The sequence below is a fragment of the Methanosarcina sp. KYL-1 genome (assembly GCF_024372725.1).
Classification (GTDB): Archaea; Halobacteriota; Methanosarcinia; order Methanosarcinales; family Methanosarcinaceae; genus Methanosarcina.
Genome location: NZ_VOUA01000001.1, coordinates 217,921 through 232,942 on the forward strand (window position 1 = coordinate 217,921; position 15,022 = coordinate 232,942).

Below are 15,022 nucleotides of genomic sequence, written 5' to 3' on the forward strand. Positions count from 1 at the left end.
GATGTAACTCCTATATATCCCGGAGCCCGAAATTCAATTATGAACCCTAAAAGGATCCGGACCCTAAAACCGGGGAAAGCGGGAGACGGGCCTGTTGCTTACTGGATGAGCCGCGACCAGCGGGTAGAGGATAACTGGGCACTGCTCTTTGCCCGGGGGATGGCGTTTGATTCCGGAGTGCCCGTTGTGGTGCTTTTTTGTCTTGCGGATGAATTTCTAGGAGCCGGGGGAAGGCAGTATGTGTTTATGCTGAAGGGGCTGCAAGAACTTGAGCAGGCCCTTGCCGAAAAAAATATCCCGTTCTTTTTCCTCCGGGGAGATCCGGGAAAAACAATCCCCCTGTTTGTTAAGAAATACGGAATCGGGACTCTTGTTACGGATTTCAGCCCCCTGCGCATCAAGAGGGGGTGGGCGGAACAGGCAGCTTCCGGGCTTGAGGTCCCCTTTTACGAAGTGGACGCGCACAACGTCGTACCCTGCTGGGAAGCCTCCCCAAAGCAGGAATACGCTGCCCATACTTTTCGGCCGAAACTCCAGGCCCTCCTTCTGGGGTTTCTGGAGGATTTCCCGGAGCTTGAACCCAACTCCGAACTCAACTCCGAACTCAACTCCAAACTAAACTCTGGCCTCCATGAATTTTCTACCGGGGGCACTGGCAATGGTCCTGAAATTGTTCGGAACCTGCAGGAAATGGGCCTTGAAGAGCTTCTCCCTGAAGGGCTCAGGGGGAAAAGTGCCGACCCTTTCTTTGAGCCGGAACATTTCAAGCCCGGGGAAAAAGCCGCAAGAGAGGTGCTGGAAACCTTTCTTTCGGAACGTCTGGATTCGTACAATGCCCTGAGAAACGACCCCACAAAGAGAGGGGTCTCTGACCTTTCCCCATACCTCCACTTCGGGCAGCTCTCAGCTCAGAGAGTCGCCATTGAGGTTGAAACTGCGAAAGCTGACGAGGAGGCAAAGAAGGCTTTTCTGGATGAGCTTCTTGTGTGGAAAGAAATTGCGGATAATTTCTGTTATTATTCCCCTGCATATGATAGTTTTGAAGGTTTTCCTGCCTGGGTAAAAGAGTCCCTTAATTCCCACAGGAAAGACCCGAGGGAGTACGTTTACACTCTGGAGGAGTTCGAAGCCGGAAAGACCCACGACCCGCTCTGGAACGCGAGCCAGATGGAACTCCTCAGGAGAGGGAAGATGCACGGGTACATGCGGATGTACTGGGCAAAAAAGATCCTGGAATGGAGTGAATCCCCGGAAAAAGCCCTTGAAATTGCCATTTCCCTGAACGACCGGTACGAACTGGACGGCAGGGATCCCAACGGCTACGCAGGGATTGCCTGGAGCATCGGGGGAGTCCACGACCGTGCCTGGAGGGAAAGGGCGGTCATCGGAAAGCTGCGCTACATGAGTTACGAAGGCTGCAGGCGGAAGTTCGACGTGGATGCCTATATTGCAAAGTATCTCCCGGGTGGGACACTTTCTGCAGAGGGGAGCAGGGAAAAAAGCATGAGGGTAAAGGAAAGGCAAAGGAAAAAGCATGAGAGTAAGGGAGGGGCAAGGGGAAAAAGCTTGAGAGTAAATGATCCGGGGTGAGAAGTTACTAAAAAACAGGTAAAAACGAATCATATTTCGAAAAACCTGGAATTTCAGCATTTTTACTCAAAATGGGGTACAGAATACCTCTGTTTCTGCGGGATTCGCAACGAAAAAATAAGCTGAATTTCCTCTGACTGTATTTTATATGCCTTTGTTTTTGTTGAAGGGGGAATAAAAAATAATTTTTTTCGTTTTTATAATCTATTTTTGTTTCTTTTATCTTGCTTTTTTCCTTGTTCACTTACTGCTCTACTTACTGCTGTTTCAGGGCTCTCAGCTCGGAAAGTACTTTTTCGGCGTGCCCGCTGGCCTTTACATTATCCCAGACCCTGGCAATGTTCCCTTCGGGGTCTATCAGGAAAGTGGTCCGGACAGTGCTCATGACCTCGTTGCCCTTGAAATTCTTCGGGTGCATGACTTCGTATGTCCTGTGAACGTCGGCAGTTTCGTCGGAAAGCAGGGTAATTTTGAGCTCTTTTTTCTCGACAAATTTTCGGTGGGATTCCTCGCTGTCCCTGCTGACTCCCAGGATTACGGTGTTTTCAGCTTCAAACTCTTTCCTCAGACAGCTGAAATTCCTGGCTTCAAGGCTGCAGCCCGGGGTGTTGTCCCTGGGGTAAAAATACAGGACAACCCATTTTCCTTTCAGGTCTTCCAGGCAGATCCTTTTCCCGCCCTGGTCGGGAAGGCAGAGAGGAGGAGCAGGTTGTCCCTTTTCTAATGTTGTTTTCGCCATATTTTTCCCTCTATCGTTGCTTTCTAAGCTTGAGCTATTTTGTGGTTACAGTAATAATAATTTGAATATTATACATCTTAACTCTATCTTTTAAGTTATATTTATTCTGTATTTGCATTCAGGACCATTTTTTTCTTCCCCAGGGCAGCAGTCCGGCTTCAAAGGCAAGTAAAGGCCCGATTAGCCACCCTGCCCAGAGCAAAAGCCCCGTAAATGCCAGGCCAAAGAAGTACAGGCGTTTCTTCGTTCCGTTTTCCCCATAGCCACTGCCTTTGAGGCTCAGGCCCATTGCTGCAACTCCAAGCGCGAGGTGCGAAAAGCCCAGGAAGAGGGTAATAAATACCTCGGGAGAGTAAGCGCTCCTGTTCAGTGAAACCAGCATCTGTACAAGGAAAGATAAACCTGTGCCCAGGAAGAAAAGGGATGCAAAAGCCCCTGCCCATTGAGCAGGTGTGAACATGGACCCTTTTTCTTTTTTCCGTAAGACTGCCAGGACTCCGGCAGCAAGCGTGAGCCCCAGAGGAGCGAGGATAAAGGGCAGGCTCTGGCCTTCCCAGCGGTAGGTCCTTATCTGGCCCAGGGGGACAAGCACCCATTCCTTTAAGGAAAAACTTTCCCTGTACCCGAGGACGATCCCGTAATTGACGTCCCTGGCCGGAGAAGCGACTGCTGCATAATAGGTCCCGCTTTCCGGGGCTTCCAGGTCAAGCCTGGCAAGGGAGTAAAAAGCACTGGGGCTGAACCCCTCATAAGTTGCGCTTTCGGGAAGTTTTCCGGGAAGCATTTTTACCCCGTTCCCTTCGGGAATTTCCAGGGTCTTGGGCACTTTTCCCTCGTCGGCAAGTCCCGGCCCCATGAGTACGAGGTCAGGGGCAAAAACCCTGTTTCCGGGTTTTACGGGGACAATAAGCCCTAGCAGGATTCTTTCTCCTTTTTCCATTTCAAAACTGTAATACCTGGCGTTTCCTCCCCCTTCGAGTTCTCCGTAAAGGACCCGGGACTTCAAAGGGTCTTCTACGGGAATCGCTTCTCCAGGGCTTTTGCCGTCCTCTTCGAACACAGGCACGTGCGCAAGAACCGGCGATATAAGGAAATAAAGTATTAAAAGCATAAGTCCAACAAACAAAAAGCAAGAATTCCGGAAACCCCACTTTTCCATGTATTATATTTTCCCGGGAAGCTGTAAATAAGTATCCTAAAGTTAAATATCTGAACCTGAAGACTGAAAATCCCCCGCAACTCTTCCATTAATCAATTTTGAGGTCACATCCATGAGAATCTGGGACATCCCTCCTGAGAACATGTGCAGGCAGCACCTTCTGGGTGAACACAGGGAACTGCATGCCCTCTGGTCCATTATAACCAATAACAAGAAAGCATATGCCCACCACCCCGAAACCCTGCGCTGGAAGGGGAAATTAAAAGCCCTCTACTTCAGGCACGAAGCCCTTGTGGAAGAAATGGCACTGCGGGGCTATAAGCACCACACTCCCCTTGACCCTGCCCTCGCGACCGGAAAAGCCGTACAGGACGAGTTTGTGTATCCTTATGAGGAACAGGTCAAAACTCTGAGGGAAAGAGGGTGCGGGTGCAGGGTGTGACTGCAGGGTCTGAACCAGTTGCTTTCTAAGTTGGGTCTTTTATCCGGTGAGAGATCCATGCAGTAGATCCATGCACCGGTCTTTGTACTCATCTTTCTTCTGTTTTCAGGCGTTTTCTTTATTAAATATTAATAGTTTTCGTTAATTTTATATTACATATAGTCGTAGAGAGATAGAGACAATATTTCAGAGTAATATATCTCAGAGTAATTAATATCAGAGAACTTATTATGAAGCTCGTACTGGATGAAGAGGAAGTCGGGGTCCTTGAATGCATCAAAGAGGTCCAGATCGACTGTGGTTTCCATATTCGGGATGTTATCAAAAAGGCAAAAGCCGGATACGGGATGTCCAGGTCGAAAGTGTATGAAATAGTGGGTTATCTGGAGTTCCACGGCCTGGTAAGGACAAACAACTCCGGGTACAGGGAACTTGACGAGGCAAAGGAATTTTTTATAACCTGCCCGGAATGCGGCCGGGAAATCTCCGGGAGCGAATACTTCAAAGAAAACGGTTGTGTAACCTGTGAAGACTGCTACCTCGAAGCCCACCAGAAAATCAAGTTTGCAGACCCCATGGCTGTACGCTCCAAGAAACTCTTCAGAAAACAGCACGGGCTTGAAGGGACTGAAGGGCTGACGGACCTGCAAAAAGAGCTCTATGACTTCATCCTGACCGAAGGGGGGGCTACACCAGAAAAAATCTCAAAGCTTTTCGGGCTCACTCCTCAGGAAACGACAAACCAGCTTGCGCTCCTCAGGCACTGTGAGCTGTTAAAGTGGAGAAAAATAGGGGATGAGATTTACATGGTCCCATTTGATTCTTAATTATTAAAGGCTGTTTGTATTCAGGAAGTGGTATTACGACAGAAAAAATCGACATGAATGAAAAGCTAGCAGCAATGGCCGGGCAGATGCCGGGAGTAATGAACGCGCTTATGGGGCTTCATGGTGAGGTCGTCAGGGACGGGGCTCTCAGCGCCAAAACGAAAGAAATAATGATGGTGGGAATTGCAGTAGCCCTGCGCTGTGAATACTGCCTCTGGAAACACGTTCCTGAAGCTGTAAAACTGGGAGCCACTCGTGAGGAAATCCTGGAGGCTGTCAGCACGGCCATATTGATGGCCGGAGGGCCAGCAGTAGCTTACGGGTCAGTGGTCGTCCTTGAAATCCTGGACGAGCTGAAGGTCTGATGCGGACTGAACTTCTAACGAACTAAATTTCTTATATGAGCTAAATTTCTAACGAACTGAATGTCTGAAACGCTGGGGTGATCTAAGATGACAGAAGAAAGAACCGGTCCTGCCAGGTGCGAGGCTTGCGGCTGCGAACTGGCTGCGGAAGATTGTATTGAGGATGAAGGCAAGGTTTTTTGCGAGGACTGCTACATAGAGGGCCACCATAAAATCCAGGCCTGCAATCCCTGGGCAGTTCGTTCCAAAAAAATCTTCAGGGAAGAAGCAGGGCTTGAAGGAACTGAAGGCCTGACTGACCTGCAAAAAGCCATTTATGAATTCATCGTCTCCCAGGGCGGAGTAAAACGCGAAGAAATTGCACAAAAGTTCGGAATTTCCGCGAGAGAAGCCGAAAACCAGTTTGCCCTCCTGAGGCACTGCGAGCTGGTAAAGGGACAAAAGAGGGCAGACGGGGTATACCTTGTGCCCTTTGATAGCTGAGGGAAAAACGAAGCAGTATCAAATCAAAAAATAATCAAATGGCTGAAAAATACTCTTTTTCATGTCTCTCTTTTTTCATGTCTCTCTTTTTTCATGTCTCTTTCATTTCTTTTTGTATTCATAGCCTGGATTTTTTTATCTTTTCACAGTTTAAACGCCTTCCAAAAACTGTTTCATCGGGGGACAACAAATAATAGCTTACCGTTATGAACTATCATTAAGCATCAAGCATGAAATATCATAAAGGCGGTGATGGGTGGTGGACAGTTCTAAACCTTATTTCAACCCGGAAATCGAGACCATGGACAGGGGGGAGCTCGATGCTCTCATTGAGGAACGTGTGCGGTACACGGTCAAATACGCGGCTGAGAATTCTTCTTTTTACAGGAAATGGTTTGAAAAGCACGGAGTGAAGCCCGGAGACATCAAAGCCCATGAAGACCTCCGGGAGCTTCCTGTCATCTCGGGGTCGACCATCCGGGAAAACCAGCCCCCTGAGAAGGAAGATTTCCTTTTCAAAAGTGTGGGCTGGGAAGACGTGTTCACCATCCATGAGACCAGCGGGACCAGCGGGACTCCCAAGAGTTTTTTCCTTACCTGGGAGGACTGGGAGCGCTATGCGGAGAAATACGCCAGGATCTTCACGTCCCAGGGTTTCGGGGCAGGGGATAGGGTTGTTGTCTGCGCCTCTTACGGGATGAACGTGGGGGCAAACACGATGACTCTTGCGGCCCGCGAACTCGGGATGGCAATCATTCCCGAGGGCAAGTGTACCTTTCCCCTGAGGGTCATCAAAGCCTACAGGCCTACCGGTATAGTGGGAAGCGTCTTCAAGCTCCTTAACCTTGCCCGGCGGATGCGGGCCGAGAGCCTTGACCCTAAAGAGTCCGGGATAAATAAGCTGGTGGTGGGAGGTGAATCCTTTGCCGAGGAGTCAAGGACTTACCTTTCCGAAATCTGGGGCTGCCCTGTCTACAACACCTACGGGAGCACGGAAGGTACGATGTGTGGGGAATGCAGTGAAATTTCAGGGCTGCACGTGCCCGAAGACATGGTCCACCTGGACGTCTACGATCCCCGGATCGAGAATTTCGTGCCTGACGGGGAGTGCGGGCGGGTTGTCCTGAGCACGCTTCTTCCGGTGGGTGCAAAGGCCGGAAACCTCCTCTTAAACTACGACACCGAAGACACAACCGTCGTGCTCACCCGCAAAGCCTGCCCCTGCGGGAGGACCCACATGAAAATCATGACCCCTCAGCGGGAAGCCGAAACGTTCTGGGTGGAAGGTACCCCCTTCAACAGGGTTGACGTGGAAAAAGGCGTCTTCCAGCGAGGGAACATGGAATACCTGACAGGAGAGTATGAGGCTTTCCTTTATGGCGGGGAAGATGAAGGAGAAGTCGTGCTCAGGGTCAGCCTGGAGTGCGAGGACCTGGCGGCCTGTGATAAGGACCTTATAAAGGAAAATTTCATCCGTGCCTTCCTGCAGTACAAACCGCCCCTTTTAAGGGCTTACGAGGAAGGCTTCTTTAAGGTCCTGTTCAATTTCACAGGCCCGAAGGGGCTTGAACTTCATAACGTCAAGGGCAGGCCCAAAAGGCTTGTGGACCGCAGGTGAGAGGGACCGAAAACCGAAAAGTTCTTGTCATAAGCCGACTTGATGGAGGCTGTGGGCACTGGTGCAGTTCTTTACACTATGTAATAAGTTATTAATAATTCCCATACATTAATAATACTGAAGACTAATTAAGCTGCGAGCACAACTCTTTTATCTTAATTATTAAGTAAAAAAAACATATATCATAACACATATACTTACTTAAAGTACATATATCATAACACATATATTTACTCTAAGTATTATCTTTACTTAAAGTATTATCTTGAAGATTCATATTTACATTAAATGGTGATACGATGGAAAAAGAACTTATGAGGATAGGGGTCTCCCTTCCTGATACCCTTTTGAGCAAATTTGATGAGATTATTGAAAAAAGAGGCTATTCTTCCCGTTCGGAAGGCATAAGGGACGCCATCAGAAGCTATATCTCTTACTATGAATGGATGGGTGATATCAAAGGCCATCGTGTCGGAACCGTTTCGGTGATTTATGACCACACGAAGCGCGGGCTTTCAAATGCCCTTGCGGATATCCAGCACCACTACACCCACCTGATCAAATCTTCCGTACACATCCATCTCGACCACGACAACTGTTTTGAAGTAGTCGTTCTGGACGGGGACGGAGAAGAGATAAAAGAACTTGCCGAGGCCATAATGGCACTAAAAGGGGTAAAGTTCGCAAAGCTTACAACTGTGGCATCCAGTGAAAAGATCTGAACTCGCTTCGGTTAAAGTACGATTCCCCGCATGGGGATTTATCTCTCCATTTTTGGAGAAACAACAAAAACCATTAAAAAAGGGAAACAGCCAGAAAGGCTGCAATTTTGTTTCCTTTTTCTTTTTTCCTGTAAAATTTCCAGTTTTCAACTTTTCATATTTAATTTTCCAGGGCTGCAGCCTCGGGAAGATCTAATTGCTTAATGCTCAAGGAGACCTTTGACGGGACGAAGAAATCCGAGTAAACCACAGGTTCCATAAGCGGCCTGAAATCTGCGCTTCCGGAAGTTTCGTTAATTATGTACGGGGTATCTCCAATACCATTCCCGTCGGAATCTTCCCCTGTATAATCGCTCCAGTAGTTGCCTTCCGTTGTGTTCCAGGTGTTTTTGTTATCGTCTTCGGCGTTTATCTCGTTATTAAAGTTATTCAGGTACAGGACGTTTCCATCTGAAGCATAAAGTGCAATTCCACCGTAATTCAACTCCAGGTTATTGTTGACAAAGGTGTTGTTTGTGGACGCTTCCTGATAGATCCCAATGTCGTTCTTCTGGATCTTGTTGCCGAAAAGGATGCTGTCGTTTGAGTTCAGCAGTTCGATCCCGCCCCAGTAGTTGATGTTCACGGTGTTGTTATACAGATAGTTCCCATCGGAGGCTTCGGAATAAATTCCCAGCTCATTTTTGAAGACATGGTTTCCGTATATAATGTTCCTGTCTGACCCGATCAAATCGATTCCATCAAATTCATTGAGCTCTGCTGTGTTGTTGATCAGTGTATTGTTGGTTGAATTTTCGATATATACCCCAAGGCTGTTTTTCATGGCTCCGTTCTCGTATAGGATGTTGTCTTTTCCTCCAAAGACATCGATGCCGTCATAGTAATTGAGATACGCAAGGTTGTTGTACAGGATATTGCTTTCTGCCCCATTGAGGATAATTCCTGCTCCGTTGTGTGAAAGGCTGTTGTTGAAAAGCAGGCAGTTTTCCACCTCTTCCAGGTATATGCCTGCCGGTGTCCTCGGGGTATCGTTCTAGGAAACTGCTCCCCTGATGGTAAAACCACCGACAGTTACGTTATCGGAGTCCACATAGAAAACATCATAATCCGGGTCATCCGGGTACACGAAAGTATCTGCCGGCTCTCCTCCCTCGGACATCAGAATGACCTCCTTATACACATCGACGTTCTCTATGTAAACTCCAGGGGACACGATAATCGTATCTCCCGGAGTCGCGTTATCAATTGCTTCCTGGATTGTGGTATAATTTTGGTTCCCGTCATCATCCACGTATAACGTGCTGGCTGCCCCAATATCGGCAAACAATGTGAAAAAAATAATAAGGATCGCCGATAAGGATACAGCGTATTTCTGATGCTACATAATTTTCCCCCTCACCAATTTATAATTATATATTTTATAATTATCTTTGTTTACTATAAGGATTTTGAACAATAGATTCTGAACATTCTATCTAATCCCGGTTCCTCATATCTACTCCCTTTATTCTCTTTTCCCTTGCATCGAGGATAAGCTCCTGCTCAGAGCCTGTCAAATTACATCCTGTCAGGTTTACTTTGAGTAATTTTAGTTTGAATTTGAGCCAAATTAAAGATGAAAACCAGTCTGTAGAACGTGAAGTTTGTAGAAGTCGGAGTCTATATCACGTGGATTTTTTAGAAGCCAAGTTTCTAGAAGATGGCATTCCAATGAAAAAGAGATAGGTATCAGAGTGCCTAATCTAAGTAGAACAAAAATAAGAGCTTGAAGAACCTTTTTTATAGAGTGAATATTTCGAGCTAATGTGATCCGAATTCACGATCTCTGAATTTCGATCTCTTAATTAATGAGTTGCAGTTTCATTCGGTTTCGATTTTTTTTCCCATCTTTTTCAAAAGTGTTTTTCAATGGTTTTCAGGAGAAGGCTTCCGAATTCCGTGAGTTCGTAGACCTGGAAACTGCGTTCTCTTCTGGAATCTACAAGTCCTGCTTCTTTTAAGAGTTTGAGGTGGTAGGAAAGGGCCGAATGTTTGTGGTCCGTGGTTTCCACAAGGACACAGACGCAGAGGCTCTGGACTTCCAGGGCTTTGAGGATTTTGAGGCGGGTAGGGTCCGCAAGTACCTTAAACAGGCTGACAATCTCTCCTACGTCGGTGTTCATGGCCATGTGCACGGCATCAAGCACATCTTGAGGCAGGATGTATGCATTCTGAACTTCTATAAGTTTTTTTTCAGACATTTCTCCACTTAAACCTCGATAGGGGTTAAAAATACTCCGCAGAATTATTTAAATAATTATTGTGTTAATAAATTAGCGGTTATCTTCCTGTCCGGTTTTAAGATATTTATCTTTTTTGAATCCGGATCCAGAGGGTTTCCGGATCCAGAGTTTCTCCGGGTCCAGAGTTTTTACGGTTCTGAGTTTTTACGGTTCTGAGTTTTTACGGTTCTAAGGTCCTTAAGCTTTGTTTTAAGGTTCTTGCTTTTTAATGGATTTTTCCATCCCGGGCTGCTTTTCCCCTTTCAGGAGATTGGGGTCTGTAGAGAGTACTTCTTGCCACCTGAGTCCGAGCTCCGAGATGGCAAACCCGCCCCCGAGAAGGGTGACCGAATTCTTTATTATGTGGTCAAGCACGGCAACCGTAAACCCCACTTCCGGTTTGATTCCACCAAGCCCGAAAACCGCTGTGAGGGCGACTTCGTATGTCCCGATCGCTCCCGGGGTTATCGGGAATATCTTTGCAATATTTCCGATGGCAACTGCCAGGAAGACGAGGGAGATCATAAATGTGGAAGACAGGTCGGTTCCTGCCGCTGAAAAAGATTTCAGGACCAGGAAACAGGTGAGGATGTCCGTTCCCCAGATAAGGAGGGAAGACGCAAGTACCGCCGCAAACGCACCAGGACGGACGGCAACAATGCTCATCTGGCGGATAAAACTGGCTACAAAGTCCATTATTTTGTCCAGGTGCCTGTCGTGAGTTTTTTCCTGGATTTTGTTTTCTGGCTTTTTTTTCAGGCTTTCCTCCCTGAAAGATACCGAAAAGAGGGCTGCAAAAAACAAGATGACCGCAATCCCGGAAAACCTGATCAGGGACTCCATCCAGGGAGCGAGTTCGAGCCCGGAAGCTGCGCCTGAAGAGGCAAGTACGGCAATTAAAGTAATTGCAACTATGTCAAAGACCCGTTCTACTGTCAGGGAGGAGAGGCCTGTTGTGAGGGCAAGCCCTTTGTTTTTTTTCAGGATATACAGCCTGCTCAGGTCCCCTATACGGGCCGGAAGTACCACGTTTGCGGACTGGCTGATGAAAATGCTGCCCGTTAGAAATCCGAGGCCAAAACTGTTTCCCAGCCTTTTGAGGATTTGCTGGAAACGGACTCCTCTCAGGGGCCAGGAAATGCAGTATACGAGGAAAGCCAGGGTCAGGGTCCGGGGGGAGGCTTGCCTGGCATTTTCCAGGATTTCGGACACCCCAAGAAGGGTTGCTATAAGTGTAAGGATCAGAAGTGCGAGGAGGGCTGTTAGAAGGATTTTTCTTTTTCCCGTAAATAAACCTGCAGCAAAGAGTTCCCACCAGAGCCGGAAAATCTCCGACCCCATTCCTATGACATCTTTTACAATGTTTACCTTGCTTGACCCGCCGTGCCTCCAGTACACTGGAAATTCCAGGACCCTGTAACCTTTGTGCTGGGCCCTGACGAGTAGTTCCGTATCCCAGAACCAGTGCTGGTTTTTTATTTCATCTAGCAGTTCAAAGAGGGCTTCTCTCCTGAAGGCCTTAAAACCGCACTGATGATCGTAAAGTTTTGAATGCAAAAAAAGACGGACCAGGAAATTATAACCCTGGCTTGCAAATTCCCGCTTGAAGGGCCTTCTTGAATCGCTTTCCGGCATCATTCTCGAGCCCGTGGCAAAGTCATATCCTCCGGTGCTCACCGCCCTGACCAGTTTCTCAAGGTATTTCATGTCGGTTGCAAGGTCCACATCAATATAGCAGAGCACCTCCCCGGAAGCTGCCTTAAATGCCCTGTTCAACGCCCTGCCCCTCCCCTGGCGTTCTTCCGAGTGCAGGTGGATGACATAGTTGTACCGTTCCGAAAGCCCTGCAGCTATCCGGTCCGTGCCGTCCGTACTTCCGTCCTCGGCTATGATTATCTCAAAACAATCCGTTATTTTTGAAAGGGTATCTGCTGTAATGGACACGGTATTTTCTATTCTGGCTGCTTCATTATAGGCAGGCAAAACAACAGAAATGCTTGTAATGGTTAAAACCTCTTGATTTTCATTTCGGGCTTTTCCGAAACAGGAACTTCAGAAATCATTTTTTATCCGGTATATTTTGACAGAGCCAAGGTAAACCAGTTCGAAATAAGTTTCGTCTTCGAATTTATCCAGTCTACCTCCGTATCTATCCCTTTCAAGTTCCCCTATGTATACGTAACTTATATTATATTTTTCGATAAGTTCAATGGCTTTTTCTTCGCTGTCTGTGTTGTAGATGGAACTTATATCTTTTATCCTTGTCCTTACTTCAGCGCGGTCCCTCCCCCAGAACCTCTCGTGCCTTGCCCAGCCCAGGACTGTGGGAAGCCCGGTGTTTGCAGAGACCCTTGAGGTGTAGGAATAGCTGCTCTGGTCTGAGGCGGCTTCGAGGATTACGGGAGTCCCCTCTATATTTTCCTGCATCCATTTTATGGCGTTGTAATCTCCCCTATCAAGTTCTTTCATGTATTCCATCCCGTCAAGGGCCGGTTTGGCCTGCATATCCTGAATTCTCGTAAGGGTCCCAACGACCGGAAAGAAGGTACAGGAGATAAGCAGGAGCAAAAATAAAACTGTCCAGGCCTTGTTTCCGGCATTTTCCGGGTATTCAGGAAAAAAAGCATGTTCCTGGGTCCGGACTCCATAACGGGAACGGATTTCATAATAGGAATAAGAGGCTGCGATAGCCAGGAATATCCAGGCGTGCATGTAGAATTTAAAGACCGTGTTCATGCGGGCATAATTCCCCGGACAGGGGTCTTCGAGATAAATGAATTCACACATCAGTGTGATGAAAGCGGCTGCCGCAGCAAGCAGGGATACGAACCCTGTGGAACTCCTTTGAGAGAGGTCTTTTAAGAACGATATGAAGGAGAGGCCGAGCAGAGGCAGAAGGACCAGTAACAGAGGAGTTCCCCACTCAATGGAAAGCAGGGCAGGGATTCCAAATCCCAGGGTGAAGTACCTGACTTTTTGCTTGAAGTCCAGATGGGTGCTAAGGTGTGTAATTAGAAAAGAGAATATCAGGTACAGGAAAAGGCCGAAAAGAATGAAGAATTTGTCAATTCCTGTCCGAAGTTCCGGGTCCAATAAGCCGAATCCTTCTGCGGCTTGAGGATGAAAGGACAGGTAAAAGGGCAAATATAACAAAAAGCTGAGGGTGGAGATAAGGACTAATGTCCTGGAAAAGCCTGAAAAGGCCCGGGAAATATCTTTTTTCCGAATACCTGATCCGGAATAAAATGCGGATCTAGAATAAAATGTGGAGCTTGAATTAAAGACGGAACCAGAATAAAAGGCAAAGATAACCGATACCATAAGGCCGAAATATATGGGGAAATCCCAGGCGTTGGCGGGGAATAAAAAACCAAGAGATATTGAGAAGGCAAGAAATGCCGGAGCGTTTTCAAATGCCGAATTTCCGTTTCTTCGGAAATAGATGTTGAGAAGAAAGGCAAGTACGAGCAACTGAAAGGGGATCGCCAGCATATGGGCGTGAAGGTCTCCGTGTATGAAACTGAAATATGGGAATTCGTTTATGGTGTAGGGGATCACTCTCGAACTGCTCCAGTAGTATCCCATGGAAACTGGATTTTTGAGGATGTAGATGGAGACGAATCCTATCAGCCCCTGTATATTCCCGAGCAGCGCTCCGAATGCTGCCGTTATCACCCCGAATTTCACATTTCCGCGAGTAAGGTTGTACCCAATCCCAAATAACAGGTTGAGGGAAAGGGCGAAGGTAAGTGCGATTGCCAGGTTAAACAGTATGGAAGGCTCGACAGCGCTTAGTTTTCCGGGAACTCCCACGGAGAGGTACCCTAAGTAGTAGTAAAAATCAAGGGTTCCGCCTGCAAACCAGGGGTCCGGAGGAGGAAAAGAAGAAGTCCTTATCACCGTATTCAAAAAAGCAAAATCCATAAACTTTTCGTGCCCGTGAATTTCGGGGAGGTACATGCGCACGAGCAGGAAAAAAAAGAACCCTGCGGTGAAGACAAATTCGTTCAGGAGCACGACATTCCTGTTCGGTAAGATTCTTTGTTTCCTGTACAGGTTTATTGATATAAGGCAGAGTACAAGGATCGCAATTATGACCGTACTTACTTTAAAGCTCCAAATATACGAAAAAATCCACGACAGATAGGTGACAAGTACAATCCCGAGGGTCCTGGATGCCGAATACCCCCCATCAGCAAGCCGGTTTCCGAGAGCCCCGGCGAGTGGAATGGAAATTAAGCCCAGGCCCTGGATAAGAATAAACCATAAAATTACGTGAAGATAGTCTGACATTGTTTTATGTCCCTGAAAAATACATTCCCCTAAATTCATTTCCCTATATGCATTCCCCTAAATTCATTTCCCTATATGTATTCTTTACTTTTAAATAGCTGGAATCTTCCCCCCAAACGAATCCCCATCCCCAACGTATTCTTTTTTTCAGGGGGCTGCCTTGATAGGTAGCATACATCTTGTTAATAGGCTTATATTCCTGTTGAATGGGAAATTTTTTTCTCTTTTCCTTTCTCTCCCTCTTCTTCCTCTCTTCCTCTTCTTCCTCTCTTCCTCTTCTTCCTCTCTTCCTCTTCTTCCTCTCTTCCTCTTCTTCCTCTCTTCCTCTTCTTCCTCTCTTCCTCTTCTTCCTCTCTCCCTCTTCTTCCTCTCTCCCTCTTCTTCCTCTCCCTCTTTCTCCTTCTCCTGCCTTTTTTCTTCTTGCCCTTCTCCTTCTTCTTCTCCTTTCTTTACTTCCAGGTTATTATCTATACATTCTTCTCTATTATTATTCAAAAGTTCCTATAAACCTTGTTATCTTAAA

General features: G+C 47.1%; 15 protein-coding genes. 7 read left to right on the plus strand and 8 right to left on the minus strand.

The genetic code is table 11. The annotated features are described in order from the left end of the window. Nucleotides 1-39 precede the first annotated feature (39 nt). Nucleotides 40-1,590 carry a deoxyribodipyrimidine photo-lyase gene (locus FTO70_RS00995; RefSeq protein WP_255333827.1) on the plus strand — a complete coding sequence of 517 codons (1,551 nt, stop codon included), beginning with the start codon at nt 40-42 and terminating at the stop codon, nt 1,588-1,590. 256 nt (nt 1,591-1,846) lie between these two features. Here FTO70_RS00995 and FTO70_RS01000 read toward each other — a convergent pair whose 3' ends face one another. Both FTO70_RS01000 and FTO70_RS01005 read right to left on the minus strand, forming a co-directional pair. After that, complete coding sequence (locus FTO70_RS01000; RefSeq protein ID WP_255333829.1) at nt 1,847-2,329, minus strand: peroxiredoxin; 483 nt, start codon at nt 2,327-2,329, stop codon at nt 1,847-1,849. Between the two features lie 118 nt (nt 2,330-2,447). After that, nucleotides 2,448-3,395 (minus strand): hypothetical protein, encoded by a 948-nt coding sequence (locus tag FTO70_RS01005; RefSeq protein WP_255333831.1) that lies wholly within the window; start codon nt 3,393-3,395, stop codon nt 2,448-2,450. 205 nt (nt 3,396-3,600) lie between these two features. Between FTO70_RS01005 and FTO70_RS01010 the strand changes: the two genes are divergently transcribed. From FTO70_RS01010 to nikR, 6 genes are all read left to right on the plus strand, one after another. Beyond that, nucleotides 3,601-3,930, plus strand: a complete 330-nt coding sequence (locus tag FTO70_RS01010) for a pyrimidine dimer DNA glycosylase/endonuclease V (RefSeq protein ID WP_255333832.1) — start codon at nt 3,601-3,603, stop codon at nt 3,928-3,930. Nucleotides 3,931-4,160: 230 nt separating this feature from the next. Next, on the plus strand, nt 4,161-4,757 hold the full coding sequence (locus FTO70_RS01015) for a hypothetical protein (protein ID WP_255333833.1): 597 nt from the start codon (nt 4,161-4,163) through the stop codon (nt 4,755-4,757). A gap of 53 nt (nt 4,758-4,810) precedes the next feature. Next, nucleotides 4,811-5,122, plus strand: coding sequence for a carboxymuconolactone decarboxylase family protein (locus tag FTO70_RS01020; protein ID WP_255333834.1), 312 nt, complete (start codon nt 4,811-4,813; stop codon nt 5,120-5,122). An 87-nt stretch (nt 5,123-5,209) separates the two neighbouring features. After that, a complete protein-coding gene (locus FTO70_RS01025) occupies nt 5,210-5,605 on the plus strand; it encodes an LIM domain-containing protein (RefSeq protein WP_255333835.1) in 396 nt (131 codons plus the stop codon). 259 nt (nt 5,606-5,864) lie between these two features. After that, the gene (gene ftsA, locus FTO70_RS01030; protein ID WP_255333836.1) at nt 5,865-7,223 is read left to right on the plus strand and encodes a coenzyme F390 synthetase; all 1,359 of its coding nucleotides are present in this window, start codon (nt 5,865-5,867) and stop codon (nt 7,221-7,223) included. A 299-nt stretch (nt 7,224-7,522) separates the two neighbouring features. Continuing rightward, nucleotides 7,523-7,945 carry a nickel-responsive transcriptional regulator NikR gene (nikR, locus tag FTO70_RS01035; RefSeq protein WP_255333837.1) on the plus strand — a complete coding sequence of 141 codons (423 nt, stop codon included), beginning with the start codon at nt 7,523-7,525 and terminating at the stop codon, nt 7,943-7,945. A gap of 160 nt (nt 7,946-8,105) precedes the next feature. Here nikR and FTO70_RS01040 read toward each other — a convergent pair whose 3' ends face one another. From FTO70_RS01040 to FTO70_RS01065, 6 genes are all read right to left on the minus strand, one after another. Beyond that, nucleotides 8,106-8,951: a nitrous oxide reductase family maturation protein NosD gene (locus FTO70_RS01040; protein WP_369694310.1), complete on the minus strand. Its 846-nt coding sequence runs from the start codon at nt 8,949-8,951 to the stop codon at nt 8,106-8,108. 27 nt (nt 8,952-8,978) lie between these two features. Further along, entirely contained in the window at nt 8,979-9,272 is a 294-nt protein-coding gene (locus FTO70_RS01045; protein WP_255333838.1) for a hypothetical protein, read from the minus strand. Nucleotides 9,273-9,837: 565 nt separating this feature from the next. After that, the gene (locus FTO70_RS01050; RefSeq protein WP_255333839.1) at nt 9,838-10,185 is read right to left on the minus strand and encodes a helix-turn-helix transcriptional regulator; all 348 of its coding nucleotides are present in this window, start codon (nt 10,183-10,185) and stop codon (nt 9,838-9,840) included. A 231-nt stretch (nt 10,186-10,416) separates the two neighbouring features. Further along, nucleotides 10,417-12,189, minus strand: coding sequence for a flippase-like domain-containing protein (locus FTO70_RS01055; protein ID WP_255333840.1), 1,773 nt, complete (start codon nt 12,187-12,189; stop codon nt 10,417-10,419). Nucleotides 12,190-12,258: 69 nt separating this feature from the next. Further along, nucleotides 12,259-14,499, minus strand: coding sequence for a DUF2298 domain-containing protein (locus tag FTO70_RS01060; RefSeq protein WP_255333841.1), 2,241 nt, complete (start codon nt 14,497-14,499; stop codon nt 12,259-12,261). A 147-nt stretch (nt 14,500-14,646) separates the two neighbouring features. After that, complete coding sequence (locus FTO70_RS01065; RefSeq protein ID WP_255333842.1) at nt 14,647-14,994, minus strand: hypothetical protein; 348 nt, start codon at nt 14,992-14,994, stop codon at nt 14,647-14,649. Nucleotides 14,995-15,022 lie beyond the last annotated feature (28 nt).